General features: G+C 51.7%; 17 protein-coding genes and 2 pseudogenes. 6 read left to right on the forward strand and 13 right to left on the reverse strand.

What is annotated here, in order from left to right; translation table 11 throughout:
- Nucleotides 1-113: 113 nt before the first annotated feature.
- Nucleotides 114-980 (forward strand): hypothetical protein, encoded by an 867-nt coding sequence (locus EL645_RS36995; RefSeq protein WP_136625361.1) that lies wholly within the window; start codon nt 114-116, stop codon nt 978-980.
- Nucleotides 981-1,030: 50 nt separating this feature from the next.
- The gene (locus EL645_RS37000; protein ID WP_126557388.1) at nt 1,031-1,894 is read left to right on the forward strand and encodes a hypothetical protein; all 864 of its coding nucleotides are present in this window, start codon (nt 1,031-1,033) and stop codon (nt 1,892-1,894) included.
- 25 nt (nt 1,895-1,919) lie between these two features.
- On the opposite strand, the gene EL645_RS41940 is transcribed toward EL645_RS37000, so the two are convergent.
- The 6 genes and pseudogenes from EL645_RS41940 to EL645_RS37025 all read right to left on the reverse strand — a co-directional run bounded on the left by EL645_RS41940 (nt 1,920) and on the right by EL645_RS37025 (nt 6,170).
- Nucleotides 1,920-2,045 (reverse strand): cytochrome P450, encoded by a 126-nt coding sequence (locus tag EL645_RS41940; protein WP_218032247.1) that lies wholly within the window; start codon nt 2,043-2,045, stop codon nt 1,920-1,922.
- Nucleotides 2,042-2,460: pseudogene (locus tag EL645_RS46120) on the reverse strand (cytochrome P450). Before EL645_RS46120 ends, EL645_RS41940 begins: the two are co-directional and overlap by 4 nt.
- Nucleotides 2,461-2,486: 26 nt before the next feature.
- A complete protein-coding gene (locus EL645_RS41955; RefSeq protein WP_218032250.1) occupies nt 2,487-3,113 on the reverse strand; it encodes a cytochrome P450 family protein in 627 nt (208 codons plus the stop codon).
- A gap of 87 nt (nt 3,114-3,200) precedes the next feature.
- On the reverse strand, nt 3,201-4,493 hold the full coding sequence (locus EL645_RS37010) for an NAD(P)/FAD-dependent oxidoreductase (protein ID WP_126557389.1): 1,293 nt from the start codon (nt 4,491-4,493) through the stop codon (nt 3,201-3,203).
- Nucleotides 4,494-4,541: 48 nt separating this feature from the next.
- Nucleotides 4,542-4,778 (reverse strand): ferredoxin, encoded by a 237-nt coding sequence (locus EL645_RS37015; RefSeq protein ID WP_126557390.1) that lies wholly within the window; start codon nt 4,776-4,778, stop codon nt 4,542-4,544.
- A 960-nt stretch (nt 4,779-5,738) separates the two neighbouring features.
- Nucleotides 5,739-6,170 (reverse strand): pyridoxamine 5'-phosphate oxidase family protein, encoded by a 432-nt coding sequence (locus EL645_RS37025; RefSeq protein WP_126557392.1) that lies wholly within the window; start codon nt 6,168-6,170, stop codon nt 5,739-5,741.
- 364 nt (nt 6,171-6,534) lie between these two features.
- Here EL645_RS37025 and EL645_RS37030 point away from each other — a divergent pair, with 364 nt between their 5' ends.
- A complete protein-coding gene (locus tag EL645_RS37030; protein ID WP_161978001.1) occupies nt 6,535-7,482 on the forward strand; it encodes an alpha/beta hydrolase fold domain-containing protein in 948 nt (315 codons plus the stop codon).
- A 6-nt stretch (nt 7,483-7,488) separates the two neighbouring features.
- On the opposite strand, the gene EL645_RS37035 is transcribed toward EL645_RS37030, so the two are convergent.
- The 4 genes and pseudogenes from EL645_RS37035 to EL645_RS37050 all read right to left on the reverse strand — a co-directional run bounded on the left by EL645_RS37035 (nt 7,489) and on the right by EL645_RS37050 (nt 10,757).
- Entirely contained in the window at nt 7,489-8,088 is a 600-nt protein-coding gene (locus tag EL645_RS37035) for a GNAT family N-acetyltransferase (protein WP_126557394.1), read from the reverse strand.
- Between the two features lie 216 nt (nt 8,089-8,304).
- Nucleotides 8,305-9,224 (reverse strand): annotated as a pseudogene (arsM, locus tag EL645_RS46125) (arsenite methyltransferase).
- A gap of 118 nt (nt 9,225-9,342) precedes the next feature.
- A complete protein-coding gene (gene sigZ, locus EL645_RS37045) occupies nt 9,343-10,008 on the reverse strand; it encodes an RNA polymerase sigma factor SigZ (protein WP_126557395.1) in 666 nt (221 codons plus the stop codon).
- A 77-nt stretch (nt 10,009-10,085) separates the two neighbouring features.
- The gene (locus EL645_RS37050; RefSeq protein ID WP_126557396.1) at nt 10,086-10,757 is read right to left on the reverse strand and encodes an MIP family channel protein; all 672 of its coding nucleotides are present in this window, start codon (nt 10,755-10,757) and stop codon (nt 10,086-10,088) included.
- Nucleotides 10,758-10,993: 236 nt separating this feature from the next.
- On the opposite strand from EL645_RS37050, the gene EL645_RS43595 reads away from it, so the two are divergent.
- Genes EL645_RS43595 through EL645_RS37065 form a run of 3 tightly spaced genes read left to right on the forward strand, consistent with a single transcriptional unit; the run spans nt 10,994 to nt 12,181 of the window.
- Nucleotides 10,994-11,407, forward strand: a complete 414-nt coding sequence (locus EL645_RS43595; RefSeq protein WP_161978002.1) for an ArsR/SmtB family transcription factor — start codon at nt 10,994-10,996, stop codon at nt 11,405-11,407.
- On the forward strand, nt 11,380-11,766 hold the full coding sequence (locus EL645_RS43600) for an arsenate reductase ArsC (protein ID WP_126557398.1): 387 nt from the start codon (nt 11,380-11,382) through the stop codon (nt 11,764-11,766). Before EL645_RS43595 ends, EL645_RS43600 begins: the two co-directional genes overlap by 28 nt.
- A 1-nt stretch (nt 11,767) precedes the next feature.
- Nucleotides 11,768-12,181 (forward strand): arsenate reductase ArsC, encoded by a 414-nt coding sequence (locus EL645_RS37065; RefSeq protein ID WP_126557399.1) that lies wholly within the window; start codon nt 11,768-11,770, stop codon nt 12,179-12,181.
- A gap of 738 nt (nt 12,182-12,919) precedes the next feature.
- Here the strand turns inward: EL645_RS37065 and EL645_RS37070 are convergent.
- From EL645_RS37070 to EL645_RS37080, 3 genes are all read right to left on the reverse strand, one after another.
- A complete protein-coding gene (locus EL645_RS37070; RefSeq protein WP_126557400.1) occupies nt 12,920-14,158 on the reverse strand; it encodes an IS110 family RNA-guided transposase in 1,239 nt (412 codons plus the stop codon).
- Between the two features lie 797 nt (nt 14,159-14,955).
- A complete protein-coding gene (locus tag EL645_RS37075; protein ID WP_126557401.1) occupies nt 14,956-15,216 on the reverse strand; it encodes a helix-turn-helix domain-containing protein in 261 nt (86 codons plus the stop codon).
- A 52-nt stretch (nt 15,217-15,268) separates the two neighbouring features.
- Nucleotides 15,269-15,703 carry a helix-turn-helix domain-containing protein gene (locus tag EL645_RS37080; RefSeq protein ID WP_136625362.1) on the reverse strand — a complete coding sequence of 145 codons (435 nt, stop codon included), beginning with the start codon at nt 15,701-15,703 and terminating at the stop codon, nt 15,269-15,271.
- Nucleotides 15,704-15,928: the final 225 nt, after the last annotated feature.

The raw sequence follows: 15,928 nt of genomic DNA on the forward strand, positions 1-15,928 counted from the left end.
CGGGCTATCATACCACTATGACCGGCGTGTTCAGGGAGGATACGATGGAGCCATTTACGTCCAGAACAATCCGCGCTAACCCTTTAATAACAACCTTTAAGAGCCAATTTATTATGTTCTTTATATCTATAATAGTGCTATTTGCGTTTCTGGTTATCTTATTGTTTATCGGCTTTATTTTTGATGAAAGTAAATTTGGAGAGATTTTTCTACGTGAGCTCCCCTTTATTAGCATTTTATTGTTGAATGCTTTTTCAACTATGTTGAATTACCGGCAATGGCAATACTGGAAACGTATTGAGCAGCGCCGCATTGCCACTGTTAGGGGAGACCTCTCTCTGCTGGCGGTTGAACAGCCTGCTGCCAGTGCTGCCGGGCTGCCGTTACCCTTCACGCTCACAATTCGCTATGGGAAAGTTACCTGTTTAAAACTTGTGGGAATGTCAATGATATTTTTTGCCGCCTATCTAGGATTGGTCGCCTGGACTTTGAAGGATGCTATGGTGAGTTTAGTGAGTGGTATTTCAGTCCCTGTAGTTGTGTGTGCGGTTGTATTTTTTCTTTGCTTGATTGGGTTGCTATTGATCTTTTTATTGCGCCGGCAACGTCAGATCGTAGATGTTACTGAGCAAGCGATATCGATGTCTACCGGGAGCAAGCAGAGTCTGGTGCGCTGGGAAGAAGCGCGACTTTTCGCGGTATATCATACCTGGGGAGCACAGCGCAATCAATCCTCGCTCACTTACGAGTTATCCAGCATGACCGATATCGTGCGCTGGACTGAAGTGGTGCGTCGTCCTGGTTTTTTTCAGATGGGTATGACTCCTACAATTCCTCTGGGAGAACATGTGCAACAGATCCAGGCGCTCAATGCACTGGTGGTGGCTCGTACCGGCTTGCCTTTATATGATTTGCGTAAAGAATCTACCCTGGATGACGTACATCCTCACAGCGCCGAACCCTTAAAGAGTGAATTATAAAATTCTGTTTTCCATAAATAATGGTCCCCTGAATACAAAAGGAATATTAGATGAGAAATAGCTCTGCCAGCCCTATCCAGGAGAATCCTGAGTTAAAGAGGTATCAAAGATCCGATGCTCTTTATAGTGTAGTGGCTGTTGTGTACTCTCTTGTAATCTTGTTTTATATCATTTTGTTCTTTCTATCAATTCAGACGCCTGTTAAATTCCTGACCACTTACAAGACTGGCTTCCTGTGGTTATTTATTGCCACACAAGGCATTATCGTCTACGTCGCTAATAAGCGGACAGTATTCTACTGGCAATGGATTGAGCAGCGACGTTTAGCGGCGGTAATGGGTGGGCCAGCCTGGAATGCTGTTGAGCAGCCTGTCGCGAACGCGCTGGCTGTGGATTTGCCTTTAACTGTAATGTCCTATACTAACAACAAGCAGCGTGGCAAGTTTCTCTTGCGGACCGTTGGAGTGATACTGGTATATATTCTCATCTGGTCAGCACTGTCTGCCTGGAGCGTTGATCTCTTCTTGTTTATTTCGCAGAATCGCTTTTATATATTTTTGATTTTTTTTGCGGTATTGACGTTGCTCATGCTGGTCTTGATTAGTGGAAATTTTCATTCTAGAGCCAGGCCAAACGTGCTAGTAACAGAGCAGGGCGTGCAGGTGGGTAAGAGTTTTGTGAAGTGGGAGGAGGCGCGACTCTTTGCTATCTACAAAGGCTTGAATGGCTTATCTACTACTTATGAGTTGTCCAGCGCGACAGCTATTGCGCGCTGGACTTTATTAACGCGTGCCAATCTTATACAAATAAACAAGCGGCGTGCGGTCCCATTCGATGAATACATGCAGCAGATGCAGGCGCTGAATGCACTGATAGTTGCTCGCACTGGTCTGCCGCTTGCAGATTTACGATAACAGGCTGTTAGGTTGTGCCGACAGGTCAATCCATGATGTGATCGTAGTTGACAAGCAGATGGCGCGGGCCGCGTAGTCCCGGGTTCTCACGGTAGGGTGGTGGATCTTGAACCAGCCTGGGATGCTGCATACGGCGCGCCAGGGCACTCAAGGCGATATGGTCTCGATGCGGGCCAGCGGGGCTCCAACACAATAGTGAATGCCTCCGCCAAAGCCAAAGTGCTCGATGTTTGAGCGCTGCGGATCGAAACGATCGGGGTCCTGAAAATGGGCCGGATCGCGGTTGGCGGCGGCATTCATGACGATGATGATTGATGCTTTGGGGATTCTGACACCCCCAGGGTAACGTCGGTTAATGGGGTGCGGAGCGTAAACTGGACTGGTGGTTCGTAGCGCAGGACCTCCTCTATAAGATTCGAGAGGATCTCTGGTTTGTGGCGTAGGAGATCAAAGGCTTCCGGGTTGCGCAGGAGGGTGAGCACACTGTTGGTGATCAGGTTGACCGTTGTTTCATGGCCGGCGACCAGTAGCAGTACCGCAGTTGTGACCAGCTCGGCTTTATTCATGCGCTTCTCGTGGGTGTCGTCGTGGATCAGGGCCGAGAGGAGTCCTGGTGCGGCTGGCGTTGTAGCCGGTCTATCAGCTCTTCCATATAGTGGTTAAGGTGATCTCTACCCTCTTTAGCTTCTTCTACGGCGGCGGCATCTCTGCCAAGATTGGTGCCCTTGATGAGCATACTGGACCAGGCGTGAAATTTGGACTCGTCTGCGCGGGGCACGCCCAGCAGTTCACAGATCGCGGTTACCGGGAGTGGGTAAGCAAAGTTGTCCACAATATCCATGTGTGAATTTGCACGTTGAGCGTCCAGCAGCTCCGTGACGATCTCTTCTAGCCTGGGCTGTAAGCTATTGATCAGCGCGGGCGTAAACTTGCTCATTACCTGGTGGCGCAACCAGTCGTGCCTGGGTGGGTCCTGAAAAACGAAGCCTGGCTCCTCTTGCTCAACGCGCACGGTTGGTTCCTTGCTCTTGCGCATATCCACACTCATCTGTGGATTATGGAAGATAGCATCGACCAGCTCGTAGCTGCTCACTACATAACGTCCGTCATCCTGTAATTGAACTGGATGTTCGCGCATTTGAGCATAGATTGGATATGGATTAGCGCGGTTGGCGTAGTTGAGCACCTGGTCTAAAAGATTTGAATACGATACAGCCATTGTCGTGTGCTCCTTTGTTATGATTGGATTTCGGACTCGATCTCCAATCCAACGATATCAAGTTGTCATCGACTATATCTGATCTGCTTATGTGACCACATTCGGCTCTGCTCCGGTGTCATACCTGGGATGACCAGCTGTGGGAAAACCGGCCGCTTGTGGTTCAACTTTGCCTGGTCCATCGGATGCGTGCAAGTCAGGAGGAAAGGGGGCCGACTCTTCGATTAAGCGTTGATAGGATGGCAGCATCTGGCCAGCGTTAAAGGCAACGGCGGCCACCGTTTTTCCCTGGCGACCGTAGACGGCGGTAAAGCGGCGCATGCCGAATGAGGCCTGGGTTATGACGACTTCATCGGCTACGGTGGGCAGGCCGACCGATTTGATGCTGGCCCCAAACTGGCTTGACCAGAAGTTGGGGAGGTGGGTGTGAGGCCGATAATCAAATGAGGGTTTGAGCATATTATGGGCCGCGGTCTCAGCCTGTTCGACCGCGTTCCCCCAGTGTTCAACGGCCAGCAGGTGTCTATCATAGTTATAGAGGGGATGAGGCCAGCGGGCCACATCGCCGGCGACAAAGATGTTTTCGATGACCTGGCCACTGTCGTCCAGGGCGCGGCAGTAGGTATCGCAGATGACTCCGCGCTCATCGGCTGAAAGATTGGTTTTGTACAACCACTCGACGTTGCGGATGGCCCCCAGGGCGATGACTGCTACGTCCGCCTCGATTGTGCTGCCATCGGAGAGTTGCGCGCCGCATAGCTGGTGATTGGCATTACCTTCCAACGCGCTCACTACAAGGTTGGGCCGTAGATCGACCCCATACTCGCGCATACGGTCCGCGACTATATTGCCGATAGTCTTTCCCAAAGCGCCGCCCAGAGGGGCGGGTCCACGCTCCACCACCGTCACTGCCAGGTCGAGATCGCGGCAGACTGAAGCGACTTCACAGCCGATAAAGCCTCCACCTACGATCAGGACGCGCCTGGGTCTGGCCGCCAGTTTGTCCCGTAAGCATAAGGCATCAGCGCGATTGCGAACCAGGCAGACTCCATCCAGAGTAGCCTCTTCGGCGTCATGCCAGGGACGGGCCCGCGTTCCGGTGGCGATCAGCAGATAATCAAAGTCGATAGCTTGACCATTCGCCAGCACCACCTGACGTCTTTGCGTGTCCAGGCGACGTGCGGGGACACCAAGTAGCCATTGAGCATCTAAGTGCATAAGCACCGGCAAGGTGGTATGTTCTATCGGCAACCTGCCGGCCAGCACCTGTTTCGAGAGAGGGGGCCGATCATAAGGGGCATAGGGCTCATCGCCAATCAGGGTCAGCTTGCCGCTAAAGCCCTCCCAGCGCAGTGCCTCAGCTGCCCGCAAGCCTGCCAGCGACGCCCCACAATCACTACATGTTCGGGCGCGATCAGCTCGCTTATCCTATTGACCATGCGGCACCTGATTCTGCAATGCCTCATACTCCTCATCGTCCAGCCCAATCGAAATCGCCTGGACCGGACAGGCCTTAGCGGCCATCCACACCTGCTCTTGCATAGCATCATCAGGCGCATAATCGTACTCTAACGACTCCCCATTGTGGAAATGGAACACCGTAGGAGCTGCGAAACAACACTGACCATAGCTCTGGCAGCGATTCAGATCGACAACAATACGCATAGCCATCTCTCCCGCATCCACTAAACAACGTAGTTCAACAGTTATGATGTGACATTGATTAACATGAATAATCACACTATAGAATGAGCGTATCAGAAGGAGCCATGTCAAGGTCAACGTTTGAATTTAAAAATAGTGGGCCCGGTATCATTACTGCTCGGTCGCTGTATCGCCGACGCCATTGGCCACGCGGTGCCGCAAAAGCGGACCATGCCTTTTGGGCACCGCGTGGCCAATGGTGTGAGAGATGAGGGATTTCATCACTGGGATACGGGGCCGCCGGGGCGGCAAGCGAGGGCAAGCTTCAATACCGTTAAGATACGAAGAATTTGAGCTCAAACATGGTGATTGCGATCGGACGACAAGCCCTCCCTCCCTTTCCCATACGACCAGGCAACAAGAAAAGAGATGTCATAGGTTCGGGCCTCAGCGCCCGATTGCCGCCCCGGTAGGGCGGCCCGGTATCTTAACACTCAAGCACCCCGTGGTATTTGCCCTTCCTTCACGCGGTGCCCACACACGGACCATGCGTTTGGGCACCGCGTGGGTCGAGGGATCGGTGACGAGAGACCGAGCGGTGAGGAGACCGGGCCACCCTACCGGGGTGGCAATCGGCCCCTGAGGGCCGAACCTATGAGCATCGTCTTTCTTGTCGCTTTTTCGTACAGGAAGGGAAAAGGGGGGCAAGCTCCCATCCCATGTTTGAGCTCAAATTCTTCTTAACTAAATGGTATTGGGGCAAGCCTCGCACCTACGGCTGAACCTATCCGCATCGCCGTTCTTGGTGTCTGGTTGCTAAATGAAATGTATTGCGGAAAAGGCTGCATCTTCGGACAAATTGTCCGCTATGTTGATGGCAGCTAAGTTGTGCGATGGGACGCGTCCCTGCGATCCCGGAGGGGTCCTTCTGTTCGATGCCAGGGATAGTTCATTGCCGTGAACATGTTTTATTCCTGTTGTTCAAAGCGCCCGGTTTTTTTCGGTTAGATGGATGCGATAAATGATGATCGGACGTGGTCGGCCAGTGATGTCGTTGGAGCGCATCTCATGGAGTGCATAGCCGCTGGCAATCAGGCTGGTGAACTGTTTGCCGAGCGCGTAGCAAACTTTTGCCGCTTCATCACCCGTCAATTCCTGGAAGGTGCCCCAGGCCAGCACGCTTTGCCAGGTTGAGCCATCTTTAATATGGTCTACTTGCAAGCATACCTCGGGATTATTGCGCATAAGTCGTAGCTTGGTGCCCTCCAGCGTATGGGCATAGACATCGGTACCATCAAAAATATAATTAATTGGAACTATATATGTTCTACCTTCGGATGAGACACCGATGCGCCCAAAGGTCTGGTCCGTCAATAAACGATCAATTTGATCCTGAGTGAGTTCGCCTAGCATCTTCTTGTCCTTTCTGAACTATCTATAAATACTATGCGCCAGCGATTTCTCATCTCCCTCACAATCTAGCTCACAATATCACAAAATAATCACTATATTCTCATAGGTAACGCTTATACGACTGTATATATCGAGGTATTGACCTTAAATGTGTAAATGGCATCAGCTGTCGGCCCAATTCCCGCTGGATAATGTTTGATGTCATTAGATAGTAAGGTTGGCATCAATCACTTATTAATTTGCTCAGATATTTATTGCGTAACATAATATAAAAAAGTCATATAATAATATTTTATTACATCCGTAGATGTAATTGTATGTTTTGCTGATGCAATCAGAGCATAAAAGTGCGAATGGTAAAAGTATGGAAGAAAAAGGCGAGCGAGAAGCATCGGAGCTGCAAAAAAATATAAGCGATATTTTTCAAATTTTGCGGGATAAAGCAACCATCGCAATCAGTCTGGAGCAGTATAGGGCCGCCTTTGAGGCTTTTTCGGACCTGGTTGAGCAGCCAGTTGATGGGAATGTTCAAGCATTGACCATTGGTGAGCTGGAGGCCGAATGGGTTATTCCTGATAATGCGATGCCCGGGCGGGCGATCTTGTATTTTCATAGCGGCACCTATCTTTGTGGTTCACCTACAACCGATCGTGCTGCCGTGGCTCGACTGGCCGAGCTGTCGCGAACACGGGTGCTGCAGATTGACTATCGACTGGCCCCTGAGCATCCCTTTCCGGCCGCGCTTGAAGATGGGGTGGCAGCATATCACTGGCTGCTCTCTCAGGGTTATGCATCGCAACAGATCGGGCTGGTAGGAGCTGGAGCTGGCGGTGGTTTGGTGCTGGGAGTATTGCAGTCACTGCGAGAGCAGGCTATACCGCTGCCGGTGGTGGTCGCGTGTTTTTCGCCGCTGCTGGACCTGACGTCTGCGAGTCTGCGGGCCAAAGCTCATGTTGCTACAGATATTGTACTCAGTTCGTCGCTGCTAGAGTTTGCTGCCAGCCATTATTGTCAACCCGGCGCGGTAAGCAATCCTCGGGTATCGCCTCTCTATGCAGAAAGCCTGCATGGTTTCACGCCTCTTTTGCTGATTGTTGGTCAAAACGAACTTCTACACGACGATCTCCAGCAGTTTGAGGCCAGGGCCCGCTCCCAGGGAGTGAGAACCCATGGTGTAACCTGGGGTGAGATGTATCATGGTTGGCAACTATTTCCCCAGGCCTGTAAATGTGCAGATCTGGCTCTGGATCAGGTTGCGGCCTACTTTGATAAATACTTTAAACGCGGCCGCCAGCAAGTCTTGCCAGGCTGATTGCTATCACTGTGGGGAAGCAAGTTCGATTAGATAGAGGTTCGATGTTACTCCGGCTTCCTTCACATCTTCTACCACCCATCTACCTTCCCGTTCACGCACCTGTACTTTGAGCGGATTCTCAATTGTTTGGAGCAGCTTCCCGCCATTCTTTTGAATCACCCGCACCGATGCTGGATTGTCGTTTTCGACAGTCAACGTGACGAAGGGAAGACCAAGCTTGCGCGCCTCTTGCAAGACCAGCGCGAGCTGACGGGTTGCGTACCCTTTGCCACGCTGTGATGGCCGGATATTGTAGGCGATATGCCCATTATATTTTTCGTACGGTGGCGTTATGGCTGGCCGGAAACGAATCTCACCAACCACCATCTGCCCCTCTTTGAGCAAAAAGTAGGTCTGTTGTGCTGGAAGGCCGGTGGGTAGCCCAATACCTTGAGACTCATCTTCAAGCTCCTGGACAAATGCTGCAAAGTCTTCCCGGGCGAGTTCAACATTGTTGTATCCATATCCCTCGCCTGTTTCAATACCCTCATCGACCATTGCTAGATATTGAGCGCTATATTCAATAGAAGGTTTTATTAATTCAAGTTTCTCTGGTGCGTTCATATATATTCATCTCCTTCATACCCTTTTCACCCATCCAGTATATCAGATGCTGTCTATGTATATGTCTTACTCCTATCGTCATTGTAAGCGTACAGCTCCTATGGGGACGGGCGCTGGCGCGCCCGAGGTTTTTTTTGTAAGGTGCAAAAGCGCGCCGGGCGCGCTTTTGCACCTTACAAAAAAGTTCCTACAGTAGTGTTGTCATGTTATTTCCTATTACAATGGTGCCTGGGCTACAGGTTTCTGGGCGCGGATAAAGGCACTGACAAACTTGTCTTCTGCCTGCTGGCGCTCTTCCTCGGTCAGGGCCTCGATGGAGGCTCTGGCTCCTTCTGCGGCGATGTCTTGCAGAGTGTAGCGGCGCGTTACCTCGACTTCGATGTTGGTGAAGCCAGCGGTTTGCAGCAGCTGGCGATAGATATCTTCTTCCAGCGCGCCGGCTACGCAGCCGGCCCAGGACTCTAAATCGGACCTCAGGGCAGGGGGGAAGTGGCCCTGGAAGATGATGTCGGAGACGGCAAAGCGTCCGCCGGGGGCCAATACGCGGTAGGCTTCGCGCAATACCACGCTCTTATCGGCTGCCAGGTTGATGACGCAGTTGGAGATAATGACATCGATGCTGTTGTCAGGGAGCGGGATGTCTTCGATAACGCCTTTGAGGAATTGGACGTTCTGGATGCCCGCTTGCTGGCGATTCTGTTCTGCGATAGCGAGCATAGCGTCGGTCATGTCCAGGCCATAAGCAAAGCCGGTTGGCCCACGCGCCTGGCCGATAGCAAGACATCGATGCCCCCACCACTGCCCAGGTCCAGCACTTTCTCACCCTCTTTGAGCTCTGCCAGCGCGGTTGGATTACCACAGCCACGCGAGGCCAGTATAGCCGCGATTGGCAAGGTACCAAGCTCGGCGGCATTATACAGGTTGCCTGTAACCGGATCTGTTTGATCTGTACTACAGCAACTTGTACTGCTTGCTTCTGGTTGAGCGTCCTGCGTAGAGGTAGTGGTACAACAGCTGGATGAGCAGCAACTGTCCGTGCTGGCTGGCTGTGTCGTCAATACATGGCTGACTGAGCGGCTATATTTCTCGCGTACAGCTGCTCGTAACTGCTCGCCATCCTCTGGTACTGTATTCATGCTATGTTTCCTTTCCTGTCAATACAGCGCATTGCGGTTGTTTTATTTAACTACCTATGGAGACGACCGTAAGCGTAAAAGGACGCAAACTTCGATACATATAATATGAGCTTATTGTTTACCTGGACGCTATCTCCACAACTGGTAGCGTTCTAGCTTCAGGCGAACGCAGGCGGGTCCTGGTTGGTGGTAGCGGTTCACAGCAGTGGCAGCGTGGCTGATAATCAATCAGCCGCCCCAGACGATCAAATTCCAGGTGGCAGCAATCGAGCAACATTTGCCTGAGCTTCTCACGGGCACGTTGGACGCGTGACTTTGCACCCGAGATCGAGATGCCAAGCCGACTTGCCAGTTCTTTTTGGGCTAGCCCCTTATAATCGGTCAGATAGAGAGCCTCACGATATGGCTCAGGCAGGGTGCTTAGCATGGCCATCATCGAAGGAATCAACTGGGCACGCGCGTCTTCTTCAGGTATATCGCTGTATAATAGATGGGTGTCTGAATCGCTAACCTCTTCAAGCGTGACGCCCGCTGGCAGGGTACGGTAATAATCGATAATGCGATGGCGAGCGATCTGATAGACCCAGCTCTCAAGTTTCTCTTCATGTTTCAAGCTTGCGATATGGGTATGGATCTTGAGAAAGATATCTTGCAGCAGATCCTCTACGTTTGCTTCATTGTTCACTCGCTGGCGGATAAAGTTCTTCAATGGTTCATGCAGTGCATACCAGGCCATCTCGGTCGAGAGTGACCTTTCGGGTTGCTCCGTAGGTGTTTCGCCCATAATCTCTATGCCTCCTGTTTCTGGCTGGTCGTCTCTTTATCATTGTAGACGACCAGAAGCACGAAAGGACGCAATATTTAGTGGTTGCTAGCTGTATGCGGTTTCCGCAGCCATTGGTAGAGTGCGGCTGCTGCACATGTACCTAGTACAGGGGCCAATAGATAGATCCATTGATGTTGCCAGCTACCAGCGACGAAAGCGGGACCAAGCGAACGGGCTGGATTCATCGAAGCACCACTGATTGGTCCAGCCCACATGGCACTCAAAGCTATCGTGGCACCGATGGCCAGGGCCGCCAGTTGTCCGACCGCCCGTGTGTCGGTAGCTACGGAAATAATGACGAGCATCAAGATTGCGGAGAGTAGCACCTCAAGTCCAAAGGATTGCCAATCGCTCCCACTGGGCATGGTGGCACCAAGGAGCGCCACGGGTCCAAACAGAACACGCAGGCAAGCAGCTCCCAGGATCGCACCCACACATTGTGACAGGATATAGATTGGGACTTCACGCCAGGGAAAATGGCGCGTGAGCGCAAAAGCAGTGGTGACGGCTGGATTAAAATGGGCCCCGGAGAGATGGCCGAGCGCTGCGATCATCACCATGATGATTAGCCCGAAGGTGAGTGCTACCCCGACATGGGTCAGGGCTTTGGTGTTGTTGTCAACTACGATTGCGCCACAGCCGGCTGTGACCAGCGCAAATGTTCCCAGACCTTCAGCCGTCGCCCTGCGGGCAAGAGATGTATCCATGCAAATAAGTCCTTGTCCTAATAAATATCAATATGAATTGATGCAAATTAATTTGATGTTGCTTAGCATAACAAAAAAGTTTATGCCAGGCAAGGGTCATATCTGTGCTGATCAATAGGAAGAACTGGTTTCTAGTGTGCTGTTTTATTAGGACCGCGCTATTACACTTGATAGAAAATATATAATCAGTTATATTTATATCAAATAGATTTGATGTAAATTACCTGGAGGTAAAGGTGAATCCATCGATAGCTGCGGTGCAGGCGCCCGAACTTTTTAAGCTGCTTAGTCACGATATTCGCTGGCAGATCGTCACGCTGTTGGCGCGGAGTGATTATTATGGACAGGAATTAGTCAAGATTTTGAAGCAGCCGCAAAATCTGATCTCTTATCATCTCAAGCAGCTGACTGGCAGCCATCTCGTACATGAAAGGCGCAATGATGTCGATGAGCGCTCAATTTACTATAGCCTGGATATAGAGATGCTGCGTACGCTTTACCTGGCGTCAGGGACGGCACTCCACCTGGATGCGGATGTAGCGCCACTTGCTGGGCCGAGGGAAGTTGGGGGCGTGCGTTACGCGTCTTGTTCCTCTGCACCCATAACAGTGCCCGCTCCCAAATGGCTGAAGCGTTTTTACGCCAGCTAAGTCAGGGGCAGATCGAGGTTTTTAGCGCGGGCAGCCACCCGACGCAGCTCCATCCTCTGGCCCAAAAGGCTATGGCACAAGCCGGCTTTGATATGGAGGGTCAGCGCTCAAAGTCTATTGATGAGCTAAAGGAACAACATTTTGACTATGTAATTACGGTCTGTGACCGCATGCGAGAGGTTTGCCCGACCTTGCCCGACCAGCCTGAACTGATGCATTGGAGCCTGCCCGATCCAGCTCTGGTAGAAGGGAGTCATGAGGAGCGCTACCAGGCTTTCGAGCGTATTGCGCGTCAGCTTGTGGTCCGGGTGCGTTATCTATTAGTATTGCTCGCACAAGAAAGATTGGTTGAGAAATAAGATGAAGAAGCGTGTGTTATTTATTTGTACCCATAATTCAGCGCGTTCACAGATGGCTGAGGGCTTGCTGCGCCAGTTGGATAATGAGCACTTCGAGGCCTATAGTGCGGGAACCGAGGCGACCCAGGTGCGCCCACTGGCTATCGAGGCGATGGCTGAGCTGAGCATCGATATCACGCAGCAATATTCGAAAACCTTTCAGCTATATCTGGATCAGCCCTTTGATATTGTAATCACCGTCTGCGATACGGCGGCTGAGGCCTGCCCATTCTTTCCAGGTGCCAGGCAGCTATGGCACTGGTCCTTTCCCGATCCTTCTCAGGCACAGGGCAGTCATGAAGAGCAACTGGCCGTCTACCGCGCGGTACGCGATGCCCTGCGCCAGCGCATTGAGCAAGAATTACAGTTTGAATAAGGGAAGAGATATGAGTGTATTATTATATCTCTTCCCTCTCTACTGATGATTTTGTGGCTATTGTAGCCAGATTGGTGGTTCGATCCCCACGAGTTGTATTTTAAGCTGACAAACAAAATGACTGGCTGTCTTCTTTGACATCACAAGCCTCCTTCAAGCATAAAACTTCATTTTTTTAATAGATGTAACGTACCCTTTATGGTATCCACAGTAGCAGAGGGGACGATCCGTGAGAGGATACTGTAAGTGGTCCTGCACTCTAATCATTGTCTTTATAAAGAGGTAGCAGAGGGGACGATCCGTGAGAGGATACTGTAAGCGGCGCATGTGTCGCACATGCCACCACCACTGTAGAATGTAGCAGAGGGCACGATCCGTGAGAGGATACTGTAAGATGAGAAATAGCGTTTGACCGTACGCACATCTTTATGGTGTAGCAGAGGGCACGATCCGTGAGAGGATACTGTAAGTCTATGATCGGCGGCACCAATAGTGATGGCTACTCTTTGGTAGCAGAGGGCACGATCCGTGAGAGGATACTGTAAGATCAGGAAACACAATCAGAACCACGTCAGGATACAGTAGCAGAGGGGACGATCCGTGAGAGGATACTCTCCTGAAAATAGAAAAACCTCATGGGTGGGGTGGAGAGCATAGGAGAGAAGATCATGGCCGTCGTGAGAAATCATCAGCCATGACAAGGAAGCCAGGGCCTCGGTTGTGAGAAAAGGAAGCGTCTTACGTTCCCGTGGCGGTCATGGTGAGTTGGACCTGATAGCCGAGGGTTTCCAGACGGTGAACCAGCCGTCGTTGGACCGCTTGACGATCATGCTCATCGAAGTAATTGCTTCCCAAATCGTGGTAGACCTCCTTTTTCGAGAGCACCTGATAGATGATGATGAGGAGCGTATGACCAAGCGCGACGGTGGCTTTGTTGGCACCACGGCGCGCTGTGAGTCGCTGATACTGAGCCGAAAGGTAGGTGGAAGAACTGCGTGCAGCGGCATGAGCTGCTTCCACCTGCGCTGAGCGTAGCCAGGGGTTGCCTTTGCGCATGGGACTCTTGAGACGTTTGCCACCGCTTTGCCGGTTGCCAGGACACATTCCGGCCCAAGAGGCCAGGTGGCGTGCACTGGGGAAATGCGCCATATCGGGACCCAATTCGGCCAGCAAGATTTCAGCGAGACGACGACCGATGCCAGGGATGGTGCACAGGAGCGTGCACAGATCCTCAAAAGGGCGCACAAGCTCAGCAATCTGCATGTTCAGATGCTCGATTGAGTCATCCAGCGCATCGATAAGAGCGAGTTGCTCAGTCACCAGAAAACGATGATGGGGGCGTAACGTGCCAGCCAGCGCTTTTTCGAGCAGATCCCGCTTGGGGCGTAAGCGTCCACGTGCGAGTTGCGCAAGCACGCTGGGATCGGTAGTCCCATCGAGCAGAGCGTGCAGGATTGCCTTTGCAGAAGCGCCAGTGAGATCGGAGACGACGGATGCCAGTTTGAGATTGGCATCTTCCAGGATCTTTTGCAAGCGCAAGATGGTGCGAGCGCGTTCCTGTACGAGGCTGGTGCGATAACGGGTGAGTTCGCGCAAGTCACGTTGCTGGCGAGAGGGCACAAAACTGGGACGCAAGAGACCATGCTGAAGCAAATCGGCAATCCATTCGGCATCTTTGATGTCGGTTTTGCGACCGGGAACGGCCTTGATATGTTGGGCATTGACCACCAGTAAGGTGAAGTGGTCTTCTAACACATTGTAGATGGGCTTCCAGAAGACGCCGGTACTCTCCATGGCGACGTGCGTAACGCACAGAGAAGTCAGCAAGTCACGCAGGCGTTGCAGATCGGAGAGCATGGTCGAGAAGGAATGAAATTGCTTGCTCGGATGTCCTTGGGCATCAGGGAGCAAGATGCAGGCAACCAGGCTTTTTTTGTGAATATCGAGCCCGGCACAGCGGGGATAGAGAATCTCCATGACCAAACCTCCCAGTGAAGAAGAAAGGGACACCACACAATCAGAGGAAACCAGCCGGGGGTGCAGGAGTAAAGCAAAAGCTCTCCTACGTGCTTCCCAAGAGGGAGCGACACCTGATGATCCTTGAGGGCACCCAAGTCCTACTGTAAAGTCCGGTTCGAGACGCGACAGTATCCGCGACTTTGGCCAGCACTGGTTCCCAGTGATTCACACGCATTTTCATTCCTGATGGTGGACCTTTGGTCCATAATTTACTGTAAGTTCTTTCTCTATGCGCAGGGCACGTTCAACCAGGCTTAGTAGCAGAGGCCACGATCCGGAAGAGGATACTGTAAGATTCGCTTTTGCGGCGAATATGTTCCTAGTTGCCAGGTAGCAGAGGGAACGATCCAAGCGAGGCTACTGTAAGCGTCGTGAACGGCTTTGCTTCAGACGGCAAATCCATGGTAGCAGAGGAAACGATCCGGGGGGCTATCCATTTTTTGCGGAGAAAACGCGACAAGAAAAACATCCATGCTCGCGTAGGTGCCCGGCTTGTCCGGGCTTGCCGCGCAGCGGCCCGCTCCCGGTTATCCACGCTGCCCAAATACGTTTCCGTTCCAAAAAACGTCCGCAAATCCATCGGTGAGCAGATCCTCGTTGGGAAGGTGGCATTGTTGAGGGAACATGCGTGCCCGGGCACGGGGCCGCTTCGCAGCCAAGTCGGGGCAAGCCCAACACCTACGTGGGCTTGTTCGTCTTTCTTGTCGCGTTTTCTCCGCAAAAAATGAATGGCACCCGATCCGGGAGAGGAGTACTTATTCTCTGGTGGTGGTTCGTTGGGCCTGGACGCTGGGGAGCTGGGTGAATAGTTCTACGGGGTCGGTGTTCGTGATGGTGGCGATGAGCAGGAGGTGCTCTACATTGATTTTGGTATAGCGGCCATTCATGAGGCGGTAGGCGGTATTGGGGGATACGTTATATTTCTCTATCAAGTCGCCCATCACTGTGTGGTGTTTGGCGGCAAATGTCTTTAAAAAGTAGGATAGATATTTGATGTCTTCTGTCTGGGTGACCATTATATTTGTTCTGCCTTATCGTTATCGACTATTCCATACAGCCAGCTGTGCTTTATTGTTTGAAGCTTTCTACCACGGCATAAATAGCTTTCTTACAGAGCTCACGTCTATCCGCAGGCACATTCCTTAACAGTTCATCGAGTTCACCCGGCTTTTCACCGTCCTCCGGGGAAAGGGTGGCTACTTCGGCGAGGTAGTTGGGATACAGGTGTTGCTGTCCGTTCTCGATGTTCTGCCGTATCTGGCGATCCAGGCCGAGCACGCGGGCGGCTTCCAATAAAGGAATGTCCAGCGCCAGCACGAGAGGGACAAACGTCGAGATAGAGATGCGCTCGGAAATAGATCGAATAAACATGCCGATCAGGGATTCATTGACATCGGCCGCTTCCGCCAGATGCTTTTGTTTCCAGCCACGCTCAGCCATGGCTTCGACGATTAATTGATGAAAGGCGGCGCGTTGACTCTCACTAAACTCCATATTGGCCATTTGCTGCTCCAAAAATAAAAAAGTATGCGTATATCTTATCTCGCAACGCATACTATACCAAATTCGATATTGCTAATCAACGCATTGGGATTTGAAATCAGCGATTTTAAACTTTTCGTGCCAGCCCTATCACGCTTTGTATTAGTTGAGGAGCAGTTTAAGATTGGGGAGCAGTTCGTGGATATCCTGGAGGGGTTTGAGCAGTGATTTCGCGGAGCTGGCTTC

It is taken from the genome of Dictyobacter kobayashii (assembly GCF_003967555.1).
Classification (GTDB): Bacteria; Chloroflexota; Ktedonobacteria; order Ktedonobacterales; family Ktedonobacteraceae; genus Dictyobacter; species Dictyobacter kobayashii.